At 31.9% G+C, this 19,629-nt stretch carries 18 protein-coding genes; 3 read left to right on the forward strand and 15 right to left on the reverse strand.

Translation table 11 applies throughout. The features are described from left to right. The 5 genes from C8N26_RS10270 to C8N26_RS10290 all read right to left on the reverse strand — a co-directional run. The coding region (locus C8N26_RS10270; RefSeq protein ID WP_120187221.1) for a DUF7507 domain-containing protein at positions 1-2,627 on the reverse strand (2,627 nt) is incomplete at its 3' end. A gap of 373 nt (positions 2,628-3,000) precedes the next feature. Beyond that, positions 3,001-4,599: a helix-turn-helix domain-containing protein gene (locus C8N26_RS10275; protein ID WP_120187222.1), complete on the reverse strand. Its 1,599-nt coding sequence runs from the start codon at positions 4,597-4,599 to the stop codon at positions 3,001-3,003. A gap of 192 nt (positions 4,600-4,791) precedes the next feature. Then, a complete protein-coding gene (locus C8N26_RS10280; RefSeq protein WP_120187223.1) occupies positions 4,792-6,345 on the reverse strand; it encodes a helix-turn-helix domain-containing protein in 1,554 nt (517 codons plus the stop codon). Between the two features lie 491 nt (positions 6,346-6,836). Continuing rightward, positions 6,837-7,664: a sterol desaturase family protein gene (locus C8N26_RS10285; RefSeq protein WP_120187224.1), complete on the reverse strand. Its 828-nt coding sequence runs from the start codon at positions 7,662-7,664 to the stop codon at positions 6,837-6,839. A gap of 49 nt (positions 7,665-7,713) precedes the next feature. Beyond that, positions 7,714-8,211, reverse strand: a complete 498-nt coding sequence (locus tag C8N26_RS10290; RefSeq protein ID WP_120187225.1) for a YkgJ family cysteine cluster protein — start codon at positions 8,209-8,211, stop codon at positions 7,714-7,716. 121 nt (positions 8,212-8,332) lie between these two features. On the opposite strand from C8N26_RS10290, the gene argS reads away from it, so the two are divergent. The 3 genes from argS to C8N26_RS10305 all read left to right on the forward strand — a co-directional run bounded on the left by argS (position 8,333) and on the right by C8N26_RS10305 (position 12,046). Next, the gene (gene argS / locus C8N26_RS10295; RefSeq protein ID WP_120187226.1) at positions 8,333-10,105 is read left to right on the forward strand and encodes an arginine--tRNA ligase; all 1,773 of its coding nucleotides are present in this window, start codon (positions 8,333-8,335) and stop codon (positions 10,103-10,105) included. A gap of 33 nt (positions 10,106-10,138) precedes the next feature. Next, positions 10,139-11,527 (forward strand): dihydrolipoyl dehydrogenase, encoded by a 1,389-nt coding sequence (lpdA, locus tag C8N26_RS10300; protein ID WP_120187227.1) that lies wholly within the window; start codon positions 10,139-10,141, stop codon positions 11,525-11,527. A gap of 63 nt (positions 11,528-11,590) precedes the next feature. Next, positions 11,591-12,046: a hypothetical protein gene (locus tag C8N26_RS10305; RefSeq protein ID WP_120187228.1), complete on the forward strand. Its 456-nt coding sequence runs from the start codon at positions 11,591-11,593 to the stop codon at positions 12,044-12,046. A gap of 365 nt (positions 12,047-12,411) precedes the next feature. Here the strand turns inward: C8N26_RS10305 and ettA are convergent, their stop codons facing one another. The 10 genes from ettA to C8N26_RS10355 all read right to left on the reverse strand — a co-directional run bounded on the left by ettA (position 12,412) and on the right by C8N26_RS10355 (position 19,553). Then, complete coding sequence (gene ettA / locus C8N26_RS10310; protein ID WP_120187229.1) at positions 12,412-14,103, reverse strand: energy-dependent translational throttle protein EttA; 1,692 nt, start codon at positions 14,101-14,103, stop codon at positions 12,412-12,414. 18 nt (positions 14,104-14,121) lie between these two features. Next, the gene (locus tag C8N26_RS10315; RefSeq protein WP_231517298.1) at positions 14,122-14,298 is read right to left on the reverse strand and encodes a CAL67264 family membrane protein; all 177 of its coding nucleotides are present in this window, start codon (positions 14,296-14,298) and stop codon (positions 14,122-14,124) included. Between the two features lie 137 nt (positions 14,299-14,435). After that, a complete protein-coding gene (locus C8N26_RS10320; RefSeq protein WP_120187230.1) occupies positions 14,436-16,460 on the reverse strand; it encodes an NADPH-dependent 2,4-dienoyl-CoA reductase in 2,025 nt (674 codons plus the stop codon). Between the two features lie 99 nt (positions 16,461-16,559). Beyond that, positions 16,560-16,862 (reverse strand): hypothetical protein, encoded by a 303-nt coding sequence (locus C8N26_RS10325; protein WP_028891080.1) that lies wholly within the window; start codon positions 16,860-16,862, stop codon positions 16,560-16,562. 89 nt (positions 16,863-16,951) lie between these two features. Further along, positions 16,952-17,392 carry a MarR family winged helix-turn-helix transcriptional regulator gene (locus C8N26_RS10330; RefSeq protein WP_028891079.1) on the reverse strand — a complete coding sequence of 147 codons (441 nt, stop codon included), beginning with the start codon at positions 17,390-17,392 and terminating at the stop codon, positions 16,952-16,954. Between the two features lie 46 nt (positions 17,393-17,438). Then, the gene (locus tag C8N26_RS10335) at positions 17,439-17,687 is read right to left on the reverse strand and encodes a glutaredoxin family protein (protein ID WP_028891078.1); all 249 of its coding nucleotides are present in this window, start codon (positions 17,685-17,687) and stop codon (positions 17,439-17,441) included. Between the two features lie 124 nt (positions 17,688-17,811). Then, the gene (locus tag C8N26_RS10340; RefSeq protein WP_028891077.1) at positions 17,812-18,243 is read right to left on the reverse strand and encodes a (4Fe-4S)-binding protein; all 432 of its coding nucleotides are present in this window, start codon (positions 18,241-18,243) and stop codon (positions 17,812-17,814) included. An 18-nt stretch (positions 18,244-18,261) separates the two neighbouring features. Then, positions 18,262-18,792: an NADPH-dependent FMN reductase gene (locus C8N26_RS10345; RefSeq protein WP_120187231.1), complete on the reverse strand. Its 531-nt coding sequence runs from the start codon at positions 18,790-18,792 to the stop codon at positions 18,262-18,264. Continuing rightward, on the reverse strand, positions 18,793-19,203 hold the full coding sequence (locus tag C8N26_RS10350) for an OsmC family protein (protein ID WP_120187232.1): 411 nt from the start codon (positions 19,201-19,203) through the stop codon (positions 18,793-18,795). Continuing rightward, the gene (locus C8N26_RS10355) at positions 19,203-19,553 is read right to left on the reverse strand and encodes a DoxX family protein (protein ID WP_120187389.1); all 351 of its coding nucleotides are present in this window, start codon (positions 19,551-19,553) and stop codon (positions 19,203-19,205) included. Before C8N26_RS10355 ends, C8N26_RS10350 begins: the two co-directional genes overlap by 1 nt. Between the last annotated feature and the right edge of the window lie 76 nt (positions 19,554-19,629).

Below are 19,629 nucleotides of genomic sequence, written 5' to 3' on the forward strand. Positions count from 1 at the left end.
TTGGTATCGTTCAGCGTTGCCCTTTTTTCTAAACTTAGGTTCGGTGTGTTTGGTGTTACTTCTACATCGGTTGGATCTTCTGGATCTCCATCATTGTCTGGATCATCATTCGTCAGGTCCGTTGGATCATCTGAATTATCCGTTACATCATCAGTACCACTTGGACTGTCTCCTGTTGCCGTAGCTACATTACTAATGCTTGTTCCTGCATCAATATCTGCTTGGGTTACCGTATAGCTTGCACTATAACTCGTACTATCACTTGCTCCCGGTACTAAACTTGCTATAGGAGTACCTGTTAACACGATCCCTGGTAATACATCTGTAATCTCAATATTACGTACCGTTACATTACCGTTGTTGATTACTTTGAAAGCATAGTCAATCGTTTCTCCTGCATCTGCTGTTCCATTTCCGTTGGTATCGGCTAACGTCGCTACCTTCTCTAAACTTAGGTTAGGTACACATGATACTATATTTTTACCACTACCATAACCTTTCATATTGGTAGCACCTGCTACCGTTTGACTTCCTATAATTGTATTTGTTCCAGCGTTATTCCAAGTAATAATGTTAAACGTATTACCACCAAACAATTCTAACGGAAACAAAGGTCCTCCTGATGTTTTACTACCAAACATAGAAACTGTTCCTGATGGGCTAATTACTACCCTAATCAAAGGATTTAAAACTCCTCCAGTCATTTGCCAAATATCTCCTGATGTATCTGTTTCATACTCATCTCCATCTTGAAAACGAACATTTATACCACTTGTTCCTAATGACTGAAATTGCAATTCCTGTGTAGCTAAATTAACTCCATTAATATTTAGATTAAAAGAGTTGTCAAGCGTGTAAATATCAAATTGAAACCCATAGTTTGTTGCCGGTTGGTTAAATGTAACACTATTTCCGCCTTGCAAATCAAACTCTTTTCCTGCTACATCTTCTGTACATACATTTCCTACCTGAATTGTTATACTAGCTTCATTAGAAATATTACCAGCGTTATCTCTTACTGTATAATTAATAATAGAAATTCCTGTAAAACCTGATTCTGGTGTAAAAGTAACAATTCCACTATTGTCAACAGTGTATGTACCCTCTCCTGTGATTGGGTAAGAAGTTTGTTGGCCAAGAGCAATTGGATCTAAATCTACTGTAGTTGCATCAATAGTTCCATCGCTATCTGTATCGTTGGCTATAATATTTAGAGCTATCGGTATATCTTCTTCTGTAACGGCCGAATCGTTATTTGCTACTGGAGGTATTGGTCCAAAAGAAAAAGTAGCCTCTACTGGTAGTGAAGTGTAACTTCCTGTTGTAAATGTAGCACTATTCGTATAATCTCCATCAGTAATACCACTAGGTACAGTTACATTGTATACTAAATTTACTGTAGAATTCCCTGGTATTAAAAACTCTGTGTAAGGATATGTAGTTGAATCATTTCCTCCAACAAAATCAAGCGTTCCAGTTGCATTTGCTACTGGTATACTAGACATGTTATTAGCTTGAATATCACTAGAGGCATCAATCTCATTAAACTGTAACGGTGAAGGTAAGATATCAGTAATTTTATCTATTGAAGCAGGACTCGTTCCTGAGTTAGTTATAGCTACTGTATATATAATAGTATTTGGTGCAGTAGTAACTAGAGGTGTAGATACCGTTTTTGTAATTGATAAATTATTCTCTGTTACAGGAAACTGACCAAAATAAGTAGGGTCATCAAAATTACCTGTATACTTAAGCTGAGTTCCTGAAACACCGTAAGCATAAGGGCTAGCTGTAGTATTAGCATCAACACACTTATTTTTAAAAAAATATGTTACTTCAACTTGATTACCTGACCCTTTTATTGCTTGATTTAAGTAAAAAACCATTTCATCTATGGTACCTACTACAACATCAGGTATATCAGATCTTATTATTTCTAAACCTACCAACTGAAAACAACCTGCATTAAAATCAGTATTTCCTGCTGGTTGAAATGTAATAAGCTCTCCTGCATCTGTAGTTCCAAACTCATAAATAACGTTATATGAAGTTACTTGCCCTACACCAGAAGATGTTAACCCTACTCCTCCTAGAAGACCTGTTGCATTTGCGCTTGGTCCTTTTAAAATGCTTAATGTACTCGTAGCTGTTGAAATAGTATTGTTACCATTATCTTTAAGTCCTATTGTAACATTCCCTACCTCTTCAGTACATGGATATGATATAAACCAAAACAACGTAGCACAGTCACCTGGTGCTAACACTCCTAATGATTGTGTTATTGCTTGCCCACCTGCTAAACTAAAATTAGCTCCAGAAATTGACAATGTAGCTTCTAATGGAGCTGTTGATAAACCTGTTGTATTACAAAATTCATAAGCTACATAAGTTGTTAGAGGTCCTTCTGGGTTTACATTACAAGACTTATTACTATCTATAATAAGTTTATCAGATGATTTAAGAGTAATTGTTTGTGCATTTAATTTGGCTGTACTGTATACCCCTAACAGTAAAAACAAAATAGTAAATTGTAAGTTAAAACCATACTTTGTTGTTTTCTTTTTACTAAAAACATTCTTTTTTACAAAGCAGTAAACTTCTAACACATGAGCGTAAAAGTATTTCATAGAATAAATTATTGATTTTAAAAAAGTTTTATAGCATTGTTTTTGCACACTACGTGGGGGAATAGTGTTTTCAAAAACAACTTTTTTAATATTGTTAGATATTTTTGTGCAAAGAACCCTAAATTTATTACCTCAAAAAAGTTTTTACCTGTCTGTTTTCACGAAAACGAACAGTTAAAAACCTCAGAAAAACAAGCACATACACTTTAATTGCAAAAACATAAGCATGCACTTTTAACTTTAATAAAACATTGTACAAGTTCTAGTTAATATCCTTTAAAAAGGAGCCGTTTTCAATTCTAAGTAATTAAAAAGTTAACAAAAAAAGTGTAGTAACAAAAGAACCGGACTTCTAACTCAAGTCAAATATATATTACTCTTTATTTTCCCTACTTTTTATTTGATTTATAAAAAGCGAAGGAGTTAAACCTGTTTCTTTTTTAAAAATGGAAGTAAACTTACTGTGAGAAGAAAATCCACCTACCACTGATAAGTAACTTATTTTATAATTTATATAATCTGGATCAGTTTTTATTTTTTCGATTATATAATGAATGCGAAGTTGATTGATATAATTATTAAAATCTTTCTTTTTATGCTCATTAATTACTGAAGAAAGATATTTGACATTAACGTTAAATTTTGCTGATAGTTTTGTTAAGGTAAGGTCGTGATCTATAAATTCATTTTGATTTTCAAACTCTTTTAATTTATTCAGAATTATATTTTCTGTTTCAATAGACATTAACCTTGTTTCATTCCTTTTTTTATCTTCGCCGTTTTCCTTACTTTGTTTTTTATAATTTGATGAGATAAGCTTTTCTTCTTCTATTTTAGATTTATCTTTCAACAGAAAATCATTGAACAATTGTTGTTCTTTTTTAAATTTCTTCTTTTGAAGAAAAAACAGACTTGCGCTAAAAAACAACAAAACAACAATACCAGCAACTAACCAATACAACAAAGAAAAGCTAGTTTCCTGTTCTTTTAAAATTCTATTAACCTCTGCATTTGCAGCAATTTTAGATGCTTTTACATTATTATCTTTAATGTACAAATACTTTTCATGGTATAACGAATAATTATTAAAACTACCTACCTCTTTATAAAACCTTGATAAATCTCGGTATACTACTTCAATTAACTCTTTATGATTATCAGATTCTGCTATTTTTTTAGCTTTATCAAGTTCACTTTTTGCTGCTTCATAATTTTCTTCTTCCAAGAATATTAACGCTTTTCCATGATGAACAAAACCTTGGTGTTTTGAGTTTTTTAAACCTGCTTTTGACAAAAGTTTTAAAGAATTATTAAAATAATGTTGAGCTGAATCATATTTTATTAGCTGTTCAAAACTTCTTCCTATCATTACATAATTTGATCCAACAAAATAATTTTTAGGCTGATCAACTTCTACCTGAAGAAAAAAATTATTTGACTTTTTTAAAAATTCTATTGTTTTGTAAAACTGTTTTTTTGCAAAATTATGATACGCTTTCTCTTGATAAAGCATTCCTAAACATACATCAGCTTCTGTTTTATCCTCAACTTTTAAAGCTTCTTTCTCTGCTGTTTTAAGGTATTCTTCACTACAATCTGTTAAGCCTATTAATCTATATTGTTTGGATAAAAACCTATTAGTTATTGAAATCCACATTTGATTAGATTCTGAATCTGCCATTTTTGACGCTCGTAATGCGTAATTTATAGCCTCTAACCTTTTGTTTTGCATTCCTAAAACACTTGCTTTTAGCATTAGTGCTTTTGTTTTCTGAATTTTATTTTTTGAGTTTTCATATAGTGAGTCTGCTATTATTTCTGCCCTATCAAGGTTTGATGAAACTATTTGTAAAACGGTATTATTATAAATACTATCAAATCGCTTATTAAAAGAATCTCTTTCATTCTCAGCAAATACAGATAACACAAATAAAAAAGCCACAACAAATGACCTTATCTTTATTTTATACATAAAGATTAGCTATAACAGATTAAAAAATAATTAGTGATTTAGTAGAATTCCCCCTTTTGAAGTGAGCGGTGCTAAATTACAAAAAAGTTTAACAAACTTACATTTTTATTAAACAAAAAAAAACATTATGAAGATCATAACATTATCAAACTTATAAGTAGACGATTTAGATAAAATATTACTATTTTTATGCTATTCTTTTCGTAACTCGTTTATAAAAAAAGAAGGTGTTAAGCCTATTTCTTTCTTAAAAACAGCTGTAAATTTACTATGAGAAGAAAAACCACACTCAGAAGATAAATAACTTATTTTGTAGTTAAGATAATTAGAATCTGTCTGCATTTTTTTAACTATATAATAAATTCGCAAATGATTGATATAATTATTAAAGTCATTTTTTTTATACTCATTTATTATCCAAGAAAGGTATTTTGTATTTGTGTTTAGAATTGTTGATAATTTAGCTAATGTTAATTTAGGATCTTTATATTCTTCTTTTAGTTCAAATTCTTCTAATTTCTTTAATAGAATCATCTCTGTTTCTATCGTCATTAACCTCTCTTTACTTTCTTTACATTTTTCATTACTTTTATTTTCAGAAGCTCTGGATAGTTCTTTTTCTCTAAATTTTAAAATAGTAGCTTCAAATATCTCTCTTTTCCTTTTATACTCCTTTGTTTTATAAAACAGCATTATTAGGGCTATTAAAAGTAAGATTCCTACTGCTATTATATACCAATAAAGCCTTAGAAAACCTTTTTGTTGATTTTCAAAAATCCTATTTACTTCCGCGTTTGTAGCTTTTCTCTTTTCTACATTATTTTCTTCTTTTATGTTCAAATATTTTTCGTAGAAAACAGAATATTCTCTATTATTATTTTTCCTCTTATAATATCTAGATAAATCTCTGTAAATTAACTCAAGTAAGTTTTTTTGATTAGCGGCTGTTGCTATATTGTGCGCCTTATCTAAAAATATTTTTGACTGCTCTAACTTACCTTCTTCTAAATATAAATGCGCTTTACCATGAAAAACAAGCCCTGAATATTCAGACTTATTTAACCCTATTTTATTTAAATATGTAAGTGACTTTTCATAATAATACCTTGCAGAGTCTTTATTCTTCAACTCTACATAACTCCTACCTATCATTTCTGAGTTTATACCTATGAATAGGTTTTTAGTATGTTCATTTTTTACTACTTCAAAAAGTCTGTTTGCATCATTTAATAAACTTATAGAGTTAGTGAATTCTTTTTCATTTATAGCATGGTGGGCTTTTTCTTGAAAAACCATTCCTAAACATATATCTGCTTGATTTTTATCTTCTATTTTTTTACTATTACGCTCTCCTTTTTCTAAATATTGTTTACTATAATCTACTAAACCTATCAACCTAAACTGTGTTGCTAAAAAACCATATATTCTGGCTATCCATCTATAATGTGACGTTAAACTTGCTATTTCATCAGCCTTTAAAGCATATTCTATCGCTTGTTCTCTTTTACTTTGTTTTTCTAATAAACTAGCGCTAAGCATTAAAGATTTAATTTTGTGAATATCAGAAATAGAAGCTTTAAATAAAGAATCTGCAATTATCTCTGCTCTTTTCATATCTATAGCAGAAATTCTTACAGCCGTATCATAAAATATACTATCAAACCTTTTATTAGTATCTACTTCTTTACCTTGAGCCTTAATTACTGTCAAGGTAAATAAAAATAAGATTATTACACTCTTTTTCATAAACTCAATTTTAAACAGTTAGAACTGTTTTTTAATTTAGTTAGAAACAAAAATAATAATAAAGTCACTTAACAACCTTTTCTTTAAATCTAAAATCTTTTTCCTGCACTAGTTAAAGGCATATCACTCTATAAAATAAAGTGCATAGCCTTCAATTTCTCTTATTTTCCATTTATAATTTTGATAACTTAAAACTTTAATTAAAAAAATATGTTACAAAAAAAATCTAAAATTAAAAAGAGTTAAAAACCTAAGTAAAAAAGCTCATAAAGAAACAAATGGAGGACATGGAGATGATATCGGAATAGCAAATCCAAACACTATTTGGAAATGTTATAGAAATGATTTTGGAAATAATTTCTTCTACTCTTTTGCAAACTTAAATTCTTCTACTACTGTTTGCTTTGCTCAAGGTAATTTAGTTACAACTCCTGTGAAGACATAACTTTAATTTTTAAAAAAAAGAGCTATAAATAGCTCTTTTTTTTACCCTAAATATTAGTCGGTTTTCTGTACCCTTGAAAAGGTTGCTTTAATAATTCTTTTAAGCTAGAGTTTTTTTCTTCATCAGGAAAGGTATCTACTCCGTAAACAATTTTTTCTCTATCCAATTCCATGTAAGTTCCTAATAAACGATCCCATATAGAAAAAATATTTCCGTAGTTAGAATCAGTATAAGGCAATAAGTTATGATGATGCACTTTATGCATATCAGGTGAAACAATAACATAACTTAATACTTTATCCAATTTTTTAGGCATTTTTATATTGGCATGAGTTAGTTGTGTAAATACTAAAGACATAGACTGATATAACATTATTATACCTATTGGTGTTCCTGCTAAAAAAACACCTAGTAATGTAAATGTAAAACGAATAACACTTTCTATAGGGTGATGCCTATTTGCTGTAGTAGTATCTACTTTATGATCAGAATGGTGCACTAAATGTACCATCCACAAGGGTTTCACTTTATGCTCTACCAAATGTGCTAAATAAGCCCCGAAGAAATCTAAAAATAACACCCCTAATAACACATATAACCATAATGGCATTTCAGGAAGCCAGTTAATCAATCCAAAATCATTTGCTTGCACCCAATCGGCTGTCTTAAGTAATACAAAAGCCAAAGTAAAGTTGATAATTACCGTGGTAGCTGTAAAAAACAAATTAGGCCATGCATGTTTCCATTTATTGTATTTAAAGCTAAATAAAGGCACAGCGCCTTCTAACAACCAGAAAAAAGCTATTCCTCCAACTAAAATAATACTTCTATGACTGGAAGGAATGTTTTCAAAATAATGTATAAGGGTTTCCAAAGTATTATATTTTCCCTAAAAATAGGAAAAAATAAATTACTCCTTACCCCTACTGAGGCAACCTTTTTTTAAGCTCTTCTACTATTCTGTATGTTGCAGGACAAACCTCTGTGTTTTTAATTGTTAAATCGGCTAACTGGATAAACTTTTTACGATTCGTATGTGGATATTCTGAACAAGCTTTCGGACGTACATCGTAAATAAAACATGTATTATCAGATTCATCTAAAAAAGTACACGGAGCTGATTGTAAGACCATAAAATTATCTTCATCTCTTCGTAGGTATTGATTTGTAAAATCAATCACTCTCATTTTTAAGTGTTTAGCAATACGCTCTATATCTTTTTCGGTAAATATTGGCGAGGTTGTTTTACAACAATTGGCACACTCCAAACAATCTGTACGTTCAAATTCTTCCTCATGCAATTCTTGCATTAGTAAGTCTAAACGTTTAGGTGTACGCTTTTTTAATTTCTGAAAATACTTTTTGTTTTCCTGTAAAGCGTCTTTCGCTAATTTTGATAAGTTTTCAAGGTCTTTATCCATAATGCAAAGGTACAAAAGCGACTTTGAAGTCTACCATTTTTACCTCTCAAAAAATCATCAGTGAAATCGTGGGAATAAAAAATTAAAAACACTAATTTTGTGCGATAATCAAAAAGAACCAATGAATATTCAATCGTTAATCGAAACGAAAGTAAAAGAAGGATTTTTAGCCCTGTATGATGTAGAAATTCCAAGTGTAGAATTTCAAGCAACCCGTAAAGATTTTGAAGGTGACATTACCGTTGTCGTTTTCCCTCTATTACGGTACAAAAAAGGAAATCCGGTTCAAATTGGTGAAGATTTAGGAAAATATTTGGTTGAAAACATTAACGAAATTACCAACTACAATGTTGTAAAGGGTTTTTTAAACTTGGTAGTGGACGATTCTTTCTACGTAAACTTTTTTAATGAAATTGCAGCAGATGCTACTTATGGTTTTGTAAAAGAAAACGAAACAGATGCTCGAATGGTTGAGTATTCTTCTCCAAACACAAACAAACCTTTACACTTAGGACATGTTCGTAATGTATTATTAGGATATTCTGTTGCTGAAATTTTAAAAGCTGCAGGACATAAAGTTTACAAAACACAAATTATCAACGACCGTGGTATCCATATTTGTAAGTCAATGTTGGCTTGGGAAAAATTCGGAAATGGAGAAACTCCTGAATCAACTGGATTAAAAGGAGATAAACTGGTTGGTAATTACTACGTAAAGTTTGATCAAGAGTATAAAAAAGAAATTTCTGAATTAGTTTCAAAAGGAATTTCTGAAGAAGATGCTAAAAAACAAGCCCCATTATTTTTAGAAGCACAAGAAATGCTTCGTAAATGGGAAGCTGGAGATAAAGAAGTTGTTACCCTTTGGGAAATGATGAACGGATGGGTATACAAAGGTTTCGACGTTACTTATGAAAACATCGGAGTTAACTTTGACAAATTATATTACGAAAGTAATACCTATTTATTAGGAAAAGATGTTATTGAAGAAGGACTTAAAAATGGTGTTTTCTTCAAAAAAGAAGATGGTTCTGTTTGGTGTGATTTAACTGACGAAGGACTAGACGAAAAACTAGTATTACGTTCTGACGGAACTGCGGTGTACATGACGCAAGATATTGGTACTGCTATCCAACGTTCTAAAGATTTTCCTGATGTAAACGGAATGGTATATACCGTAGGTAACGAACAAGATTACCACTTTAAAGTGTTGTTCTTAATCTTACAAAAGCTAGGCTATTCTTGGGCTAAACAATTATTCCATTTAAGTTATGGAATGGTAGATTTACCTTCTGGAAAAATGAAATCTCGTGAAGGAACTGTAGTAGATGCTGATGATTTAATGGACGAAATGACCAATACTGCTCGTGAAATATCACAAGAGTTAGGTAAGTTAGAAGGCTATTCAACTGAAGAAAAAGAGGAGTTATATAAAATTATCGGATTAGGTGCTTTAAAATACTTCATTTTAAAGGTAGATCCTAAAAAGAGAATTTTGTTTGACCCACAAGCATCGGTAGATTTCCAAGGAAACACAGGTCCGTTTGTACAATATACGTATGCGAGAATTCAATCGATCTTACGTAAAGCTGACTTTGATTATTCAGCTTCTGTGTCTGTAGAATTACACGAGAAAGAGAAAGAATTAATCAAGCAATTAGAATTGTACCCTGAAATAATTCAGCAAGCAGCAAATAATTATTCACCTGCTATAATTGCTAATTACACATACGATTTGGTAAAAGAGTTTAACTCATTCTATCAAAACGTATCAATTTTAGGAGAAGAAAATCAAGATAAAAAAGTATTTAGAGTTCAGCTATCAAAAAAAGTAGCTGACACCATAAAATCTGCATTCAATTTATTAGGAATTCAGGTTCCTGAAAGAATGTAATAAATTAACAAACAACAAGTAAAAATAAACGACATGAAATACGACGTATTAATAATCGGAAGTGGTCCTGGAGGTTATGTAACTGCCATTAGAGCATCTCAATTAGGATTTAAAACCGCTGTAGTTGAAAAGGAAAACTTAGGTGGAATTTGCTTAAACTGGGGATGTATTCCTACGAAAGCATTATTAAAATCTGCTCAAGTATATGATTATTTAAAACATGTTGATGAGTATGGTTTAAAAGCAGAAGCAATCGATAAAGATTTTGAAGCGGTTATTAAGCGTAGTCGTGGTGTTGCTGAAGGAATGAGCAAAGGTGTTCAGTTCTTAATGAAGAAAAACAAAATTGATATCATCGATGGTTTTGGTAAAGTAAAAGCTGGTAAAAAAGTAGATGTTACTGATAAAGATGGTAAGGTAACTGAGTACTCTGCTGACCACATTATTATTGCTACAGGGGCTCGCTCTCGTGAATTACCAAGCTTACCACAAGATGGTAAAAAAGTTATCGGATATCGTGAAGCAATGAGCTTACCTAAACAACCAAAATCAATGATTGTGGTAGGTTCTGGTGCTATTGGAGTAGAGTTTGCACACTTTTATAATTCAATGGGAACTGACGTTACTGTTGTTGAGTTTATGCCAACAATTGTTCCTGTAGAAGATAAAGATGTTTCTAAACAAATGGAGCGTTCTTTCAAAAAAGCCGGAATTAAAGTAATGACTAGTTCTTCTGTAGAATCTGTTGATACTTCTGGTGACGGAGTAAAAGCTACCGTTAAAACTAAAAAAGGAGAAGAAGTTTTAGAAGCTGACATCGTATTATCAGCAGTTGGTATTAAAACTAACATTGAAAACATCGGTTTAGAAGATGTGGGTATTATTACTGATAGAGATAAAATCTTAGTAAACGATTGGTATCAAACTAACATTCCTGGTTATTATGCTATTGGTGATGTTACTCCTGGTCCTGCACTTGCTCACGTTGCTTCTGCAGAAGGAATTACTTGTGTTGAAAAGATTGCTGGTTTACATACTGAAGCTATCGACTATGGAAACATCCCGGGTTGTACCTATGCTACTCCTGAAATTGCTTCTGTTGGTTTAACTGAAGAACAAGCAAAGGAAAAAGGTTATGAATTAAAAGTTGGAAAATTCCCATTCTCTGCTTCAGGTAAAGCTAAAGCTGCTGGAACTCCTGACGGATTTGTAAAAGTAATTTTTGATGCTAAGTACGGTGAATGGTTAGGATGCCATATGATTGGTGCTGGAGTTACCGATATGATTGCTGAAGCTGTTTTAGGACGTAAATTAGAAACTACTGGTCATGAAGTATTAAAAGCAATTCACCCTCACCCAACAATGAGTGAAGCGGTTATGGAAGCTGTTGCTGATGCTTACGATGAAGTAATTCACTTATAAAAATCATATACTTTATATAATTAAAACCTCGTCTTTTTTAACGAGGTTTTTTTATATTTGAATATGAAAAAATTATTCACACTATTCGTATTATTATGCTGTTTTTTCTCTTGTAAAACAGAAGAAAAAAAAGCACCTGTAAATCCGTTAACAATTCCTTTTAGCGAACGCCCAACTCCTCAACTTCCAAATACTAATAATAACTCTGTTAATATTATTGGAGGAGCGCATTATATATGCCCTAAAAAGTGCGAAGGAGGAACTTCAAGTGTTCAAGGTACTGCTTGTCCTGTTTGTAAAACTCCTCTTGCTCATAACCTTGCGTTTCACAATTCACAAAACACAACTTCTAATTCACCAATATCAACACCTATAGCTCCAACTACTTCTAGCGGACCAAATGCTTCTGGGCAATATCATTATACCTGTACCAATGGTTGTGCTGGTGGTGGAGATACTACAGGAAAATGTAACAGCTGTGGTGGAGATTTAGCGCATAATGCTGCTTATCATCAATAAAAAAGGAAGTGCATAACTAGAGAACTATTTAATCTCCATTTATTTGTCAGGTTTAAATATTTGATTCTCAACCTTAAGATATACAAAGCTCACCAATTGGTGAGCTTTTGTTATTTTAATAATTAAATTTTAAAACACGTTAATTAAAATCATTATAAATTACATTTAAAGCAATAATTAAATAAAAAAAATAAACTTTCGGAATGATTATTGTTAAAATTTAAAATAGTAACATAATACCATTACTATGAAAAACTATCTACAAAACAGTTTAACATTGGGGGGGGGTAATTGTTATAGAAAAAGAAAAAACTCGAAGCTGCTAACTTCGAGTTTTGTTTTATATAATTTATGACAACTAATTATTATCTAATTAACTTCTTGTATTTAATACGTTTTGGCATTAAATCACCTCCTAAACGTTTCTTTTTATTCTCTTCGTAATCAGAGAAAGATCCTTCAAAGAAATACACTTGACTATCTCCTTCAAAAGCTAAAATATGTGTACAGATACGATCTAAGAACCATCTATCATGCGAAATTACAACAGCACAACCTGCAAAGTTTTCTAAACCTTCTTCTAAAGCACGTAGCGTATTTACATCTAAATCGTTTGTTGGCTCATCTAATAACAATACGTTACCCTCTTCTTTTAACGTCATTGCTAAATGTAAGCGGTTACGCTCTCCTCCAGATAATGTTGAAACCTTTTTGTTTTGCTCATTTCCTGAGAAATTAAAACGACTTAAGTAAGCTCTAGAGTTTACTTGTTTCCCTCCCATCATCACTAAATCTTGCCCTTCAGAGAAGTTTTCCCAAATAGTTTTTTCAGGATCAATATTTGAATGCGACTGATCTACATATGCTATTTTAGCTGTCTCACCAACAGAGAAGCTTCCTGTATCAGGAGTTTCTTCTCCCATGATCATTCTAAAAATAGTAGTTTTACCTGCTCCGTTCGGACCAATAATTCCTACAATTCCTGCTTGAGGAAGATTAAATTCTAAGTTCTCGTATAATAGTTTATCTCCGTATGCTTTAGAAACTCCTGTTGCTTCAATCACATTCGTTCCTAAACGTGGACCATTCGGAATGTAAATCTCTAGTTTTTCTTCCGTCTGCTTTTGGTCTTGACTCATTAACTTTTCATAGTTCTTCAAACGTGCTTTTTGCTTTGTTTGACGACCTTTTGCTCCTTGACGTACCCACTCTAACTCTCGTTCTAACGTTTTTTGACGCTTAGAAGCTGTTTTACTTTCTTGTGCTAAACGTTGAGATTTTTGATCTAACCAAGAAGAATAGTTTCCTTTCCAAGGAATACCTTCTCCTCTATCCAATTCTAAAATCCATCCTGCAACATTATCTAAGAAATAACGGTCGTGCGTTACCGCAATTACCGTTCCTTTATATTGTGCTAAATGATGCTCTAACCAGTGAACAGATTCTGCATCTAAATGGTTGGTAGGCTCATCTAATAATAAAATTTCTGGTTCTTGTAATAATAAACGACATAAGGCTACACGACGACGCTCCCCTCCTGATAATACTCCGATTTTTTTATCTCCTTCAGGGGTACGTAAGGCATCCATAGCAATTTCTAACTTGGTATCTAATTCCCAAGCGTTTGAAGCATCAATTTTATCTTGTAGCTCCGCCTGACGCGCCATTAACTTGTCCATTTTGTCTGGATCAGAATACACTTCTTCTAAACCAAACATATCGTTTATTTTGTTGTATTCATCTAAAATAGCAACCGTTTCTGCTACTCCTTCTTTAACAACTTCTAAAACAGTTTTTTCTTCATCTAATTGCGGTTCTTGCTCTAAGTATCCAACCTTATACCCTGGAGAAAAAGTAACATCTCCTTGATAATTCTTTTCTACTCCTGCAATAATCTTTAATAAAGTAGATTTACCCGAACCGTTTAAACCTAAAATACCAATTTTAGCTCCGTAAAAGAAACTTAAATAAATATCTTTTAAAACTTGTTTTCCTGTACTTTGATAGGTCTTAGAGACCTTATTCATTGAAAAAATGACTTTTTTATCGTCGCTCATTTTCTTGTATTTTCTTAATTAAACTCTACCTTTTAGGGCATTAAACACCCATGCATTTGCAAAAAAACCTAAACCAACAGCACCAAAGCCATATCCAGCTATTTCATCATACTTGAATATTGCTAAACCAATAAGTAATATTCCCATTAAAATCATTATAAGCGTTGCCCAACCTAGGACAGTGTTTTTGTTCATTGCCATAATTTACTTTTTTCAAAAAAATTGTGAGCCACAAATATCGGTAATTATTTAGACTTATTCATGTTTATAATACGCATAAAAAAAGTCTTGCATTGGCAAGACTTTTTTAGTGATTTTAAATTTATATAAAACTAAATTTCAGCAGCTAACCTGCTTCCTTGATTTATCGCTCTTTTAGCATCTAATTCTGCTGCAACATCTGCTCCTCCAATTACATGTACTTTCATTCCTTTAGCTTCTAATGGCTCTAATAATTCTTTAAACGGAACTTGACCTGCACAAATAATTACATTATCTACCGGTAATACTTTTTGTTCTTCATTTTGAACATAATGCAAACCTTCATCATCTATTTTTGTGTACTGTACCTCATTAATAAACTGTACTTTTTTTCTTTTTAACACTGAACGATGAATCCATCCTGTAGTTTTTCCTAAATTTCCTCCAAACTTTCCTGAACTACGTTTGAACATAAATATCTCTCTAGGTGAAGGATGAATTTTTGGAGCAATTCCTTCAATTCCTGCACGTGCTTCTAATGTTTTATCTATTCCCCATTCTTCTAACCAAGCATCTACATTTAAAGAAGTACTTTCTCCTTCGTGAGCTAAATATTCTGAAACGTCAAAACCAATTCCTCCTGCTCCAATGACCGCAACACGTTTACCTACAGGTTTCTTTAATTTTACAACATCAATATAACTCAATACTTTTTCGTGCTCTACACCTTCTATTCTTGGAGTTCTTGGCGTAATTCCTGTTGCTAAAACAACCTCATCAAAATTACCGTTGTATAAATCTTCTGCAGAAACTCTTGTGTTTAACTTTACATTTACGTTATGTAATTCTAGCTGCTTATTAAAGTAACGAATGGTTTCATAAAACTCTTCTTTTCCTGGAATCTGTTTTGCGATATTGAATTGCCCTCCTGTTTCTTTATCAGCATCAAATAAGGTAACATCATATCCTCTTTGTGCTGCTACTGTTGAAGCTGCTAATCCTGCTGGTCCTGCACCTACAACTGCTATTTTTTTCTTTTTTGATGTTGGATTATAGTTTAGCTCTGTTTCATGACATGCTCTTGGGTTTACTAAACAGCTTGCTACTTTTTTCTGAAAAGCATGGTCTAAACAAGCTTGATTACAAGCTATACAAGTGTTTATTTCATCCACTCTTTCTTCTTTCGCTTTATTTACCCATTCTGGATCTGCTAAAAACGGACGTGCCATTGAAATCATATCAGCATGCCCTTCTGCCAAAACTTTTTCAGCAGTATCTGGCATGTTTATTCGGTTAGAAGTAACTAACGGAATAGATAATTCTTCTTTCATTTTTTTAGTTACCCAAGTAAACGCAGCCCTAGGTACTGAAGTTGCTATAGTAGGTATTCGTGCTTCATGCCAACCAATACCTGTATTGATAATAGTAGCTCCTGCTTTTTCTATTTCTTTCCCTAATTGCACTACTTCTTCCCAAGAGCTTCCTTGCTCTACCAAATCTAGCATTGATAAACGATAGATAATGATAAAATGCTCACCAACTGCTTCTCTAATTTTTCGAACTAACTCTACCGCTAAACGAATTCTATTTTCATATTTTCCTCCATAATCATCGGTTCTTTTATTAGTTCTTGTTACTATAAACTGATTGATTAAATATCCTTCAGATCCCATGATTTCTACTCCATCATATCCTGCCTCTTGTGATAACTTAGCACAGTTAACAAAATCTTTTACTGTTCTTCGTATTCCTGATTGCTTTAATGCAAACGGTTTAAAAGGAGTTATTGGTGATTTTATTTTTGAAGGTGCTACGTTAAATGGATGATATCCATAACGTCCAGAATGTAAAATTTGCATACATATTTTACCTCCTTCTTTATGAACTGCTTCTGTAATTACTTTATGCTCTCGTGCATGTTTTTTTGTGCTCATACGAGCAGAAAAAGGAGCTGTCCACCCCTGGATATTTGGAGAAATACCTCCTGTAACAATCAAACCTACTCCACCACGTGCACGCTCTGCATAATAAGCAGCAATGCGCTCAATTCCATTTTTTTCTTCTTCTAAACCCGTATGCATAGACCCCATTAAAATTCGGTTTTTTAAGGTTGTAAATCCTAAATCTAAGGGTTCGAAAATATGTTTGTACTTCATCTTTTTTGTATTAAAATATTATGCACGCATAATAAATGGCAAGATACGATTTTTTAGAAAACAAAAAACTCGAAGTTTACACCTTCGAGCTATAACCTATTATCTATTAAAATGAAGTTTTTGAATCATATCAGGAGAAAGGGATTCTGAATACATTCCATAGGCATCAACTAAAACACCTTTAATTCCTTGTGAAGTTTCAATAGCATATACAACCGAGTTATCACCAGCACTACTCATACCTTCAAAGCGATATACCTCAACTACTTCAAAAACTTCTGGAGAATATAATTCTTTAGTTGTTTTACTTTCTATTTGTGTATAAGTAAGGTTAAAATCATGTGTATAACCTCTTTTTTGTAAATCATTTAAGGCCTCTGAAAGTGTGTCATATGTATACATAATTGTACTCTTTTTTGCTCACTTTTAAAGATACAACTTTTAAATCACAACCTAAATTCTAGTTATAAAAAAGGAGTAAAAAACGGTAGTTATTGTCTTATTTTGTCTAATAAGTTACTAAGTTGAGTGGCTTCTTCTTCAGTAAGATTATTTATAAAATCTAAATGTAAGTTTTTGTCAATTTCTTCTAATAAGCTCTCACCTTTCTTCGTAATATCGATATAAACTACTCTCCTATCGTGTTCACAACGTATACGGCTAATTAAGTCTTTTTCACAAAGTTTATCCATTAACCTTGTAGCATTTGGTGCACGTTCAATCATTCTATCCTTGATTGTTTGTACCTTAATAGCCTTCTTTGCTCCTCTTAAAATACGTAAAATATTGAATTGTTGCGAAGAGATACTATATTGTTTAAAAAACTCATTCTCTTTACTACTCACCCAATTAGCTGTGTATTTTATATTGATAAACGCTTTAATCCTATTATTTGGAAATTTGGAATTAATGTCTTTTGAAATATCGCCCATAGTTTTGGTTATTGGCTGTTGGTATTAACTTCTAACTACCAACTATTTATCCCCTTAATTTTAAATCTTGCATTAGCTTATTAAATGTATCCGAAGTTGGTGTTAAGTACACTTCATCATCAATAAATAAGGTTGGATACTTTACTTGTCCTTCATACAATTCTTTACTATGTTCCCTCGCTTCTTGGTCTGTGGAAACATCTTTATATACAAAAGGTACTTCTGCAGATTTTAAAAAGTTCTTATAAGCTACAGTATGTGCATGACCTTTTCTTCCGTATAAAACTATCTTCATTTTAATCTCCTTTCTTATTGCAAAAATACAACAACCCCTAACTATTTACCAAGGAAAATAACTCTATTTCAAATAATTAAAAGGAATATTTTTTTTCATCACTTTTTTTATTCTATCAAGAATCTTATCCTTTAAACTCAACTTTTACATGAGCTCCATCACAGTAAGGTTTATTTTGAGAAGCACCACACCTGCAAAAAGCTGTTGTTTTACTTTTCTTTTCAATCTTTCCCTTTGAATTGGTTACATGTAATGTTCCGTAAATTAATAAAGGACCATTTTCTAAGGCTTCTACTTTTGTTTCAGTATGTGCAGATGCTTGACTACCTTCCTTTTTTGATATATAAGATAATGCTCCCGAAGGACATTCTTCTACTTGTTTTTTTATTCTTTCTGTGGTTGCTCCATCCATGTTAATCCAAGGTCTATTTTGTGGATTAAAAACCTGTATCAAGCCTTTCCAACATTTTTTTGAATGAATACACTTATTCGGTTGCCAAACTACAGTAATATCGTCATTACTGTACTTTTTAATAACTTCTTTAGTTCCTGACATGACTTTATGATTTAAGGATTACACTTTATTCACGAAAGTCTTCACTTCTTTTTTCAAACATTCATTAAACTCCTCATTTACAACACTTCCGTCTTTAAAGTTATCATAAAATTTTGGTAAAGAAAAATCTGCTATAATATTTGCTCCCATATGAGGAAATCCGTTTTTAGCAATTACCATAGAAGAAGCTCCTCCTCTTCCTCCTGGTGATGTAGATAACAATAACATTGGTTTATTATTCCAAAATTTTTGTTCTATTCTTGACATCCAATCTACAATATTCTTCAATGCCACAGTAAAATTTCCGTTATGCTCTGCTAATGATAACATAATACCATCAGCTTTTTTAATCTTGTTTAAAAAGATTACCGCATTTGCAGGAAATCCATTTTCCATTTCTTCATCAATACCATAAATTGGTAGTGGGTAATCATTCAAATCTAAAACTTCAACCTCAAAGTCATTTAATAAACTAGAGGCATATACCACCAATTGTTTGTTTATGGATTTTTTGCTGTTACTACCTGCAAATGCAATAATCTTCTTCATTTAAGTCGTTATTTTTGAATCTATCACTGTTTCTCCTTTCACCATTTTTGCTACAGGACACTTACCAGCTATTTCTAACAATTTAGTTCGCTGTTCATCTGTAACTTCTTTTTCAAAAGAAATTTCTTCTATCAATGATTTTTTAATTCCTTCGGGAGTTAGTTGCTCTTTTTGACTAACATTTACCGTAATTTTTCCTAAATCCCAACCTTTACGTTCTGCATACATACGTAAAGTGATAGAAACACAACCTCCTATTGCAGTTAGTAAATACTCTACTGGCGTAGGTCCATTGTCGTCTCCTCCTTTATCTAAAGGTTCATCAATAACGGCAAAATGATTTCTCATTTTGCCTTCTGCTAAGTAGTTTCGATTAGTTAAAGTAACTGTTGCTGTTGGATTATTGCTCATTATATTTTTTTACTATAAATATACGAAACTATTAATAGTACCATTGCTATTACAGCTCCAGTTTGTTCTCCATCTCCTATCATAAAGTGAGCGAAAAAGGCCAGAATAAACGCAAAGAAATACCCTGCATATGCCCACTCATTTATAAACTTACCTCTAAAAAACCAAAGTGCTACTAATCCTAGTAATTTAACTACAGCATATGGATAAATAATGTAAGTTGGATACCCAAATGCACCAAACATTTTAGCTACTTCTTCGTAATTAAAAAAATACATCCCTGATGAGAAAAACATTAACAAGGTTAATAAACTGGTAGCTACATAAAAAATAATTTTGTCTTTTTTCATTTTGTTTGTTTTTAAATTCTTTACAAATGTATATAAAATATTTTTATTTACCATGGAAAATAAAAACACGGTAATT

It is taken from the genome of Tenacibaculum lutimaris (assembly GCF_003610735.1).
GTDB classification, from domain to species: Bacteria; Bacteroidota; Bacteroidia; order Flavobacteriales; family Flavobacteriaceae; genus Polaribacter; species Polaribacter lutimaris.

What these genes read in the sequence shown, in the direction of transcription:
- C8N26_RS10335 (WP_028891078.1), bottom strand. Translation starts at nt 17,687, where the DNA reads ATGAAGATAGTTTTATACGGAAGAAAAGGTCATGCACATACTGTAGCT.
- C8N26_RS10290 (WP_120187225.1), bottom strand. Translation starts at nt 8,211, where the DNA reads ATGGATAAAGACCTTGAAAACTTATCAAAATTAGCGAAAGACGCTTTA.
- C8N26_RS10325 (WP_028891080.1), bottom strand. Translation starts at nt 16,862, where the DNA reads ATGTATACATATGACACACTTTCAGAGGCCTTAAATGATTTACAAAAA.
- lpdA (WP_120187227.1), top strand. Translation starts at nt 10,139, where the DNA reads ATGAAATACGACGTATTAATAATCGGAAGTGGTCCTGGAGGTTATGTA.
- ettA (WP_120187229.1), bottom strand. Translation starts at nt 14,103, where the DNA reads ATGAGCGACGATAAAAAAGTCATTTTTTCAATGAATAAGGTCTCTAAG.
- C8N26_RS10275 (WP_120187222.1), bottom strand. Translation starts at nt 4,599, where the DNA reads ATGTATAAAATAAAGATAAGGTCATTTGTTGTGGCTTTTTTATTTGTG.
- C8N26_RS10320 (WP_120187230.1), bottom strand. Translation starts at nt 16,460, where the DNA reads ATGAAGTACAAACATATTTTCGAACCCTTAGATTTAGGATTTACAACC.
- argS (WP_120187226.1), top strand. Translation starts at nt 8,333, where the DNA reads ATGAATATTCAATCGTTAATCGAAACGAAAGTAAAAGAAGGATTTTTA.
- C8N26_RS10305 (WP_120187228.1), top strand. Translation starts at nt 11,591, where the DNA reads ATGAAAAAATTATTCACACTATTCGTATTATTATGCTGTTTTTTCTCT.
- C8N26_RS10340 (WP_028891077.1), bottom strand. Translation starts at nt 18,243, where the DNA reads ATGTCAGGAACTAAAGAAGTTATTAAAAAGTACAGTAATGACGATATT.
- C8N26_RS10280 (WP_120187223.1), bottom strand. Translation starts at nt 6,345, where the DNA reads ATGAAAAAGAGTGTAATAATCTTATTTTTATTTACCTTGACAGTAATT.
- C8N26_RS10355 (WP_120187389.1), bottom strand. Translation starts at nt 19,553, where the DNA reads ATGAAAAAAGACAAAATTATTTTTTATGTAGCTACCAGTTTATTAACC.
- C8N26_RS10315 (WP_231517298.1), bottom strand. Translation starts at nt 14,298, where the DNA reads ATGAACAAAAACACTGTCCTAGGTTGGGCAACGCTTATAATGATTTTA.
- C8N26_RS10345 (WP_120187231.1), bottom strand. Translation starts at nt 18,792, where the DNA reads ATGAAGAAGATTATTGCATTTGCAGGTAGTAACAGCAAAAAATCCATA.
- C8N26_RS10350 (WP_120187232.1), bottom strand. Translation starts at nt 19,203, where the DNA reads ATGAGCAATAATCCAACAGCAACAGTTACTTTAACTAATCGAAACTAC.
- C8N26_RS10330 (WP_028891079.1), bottom strand. Translation starts at nt 17,392, where the DNA reads ATGGGCGATATTTCAAAAGACATTAATTCCAAATTTCCAAATAATAGG.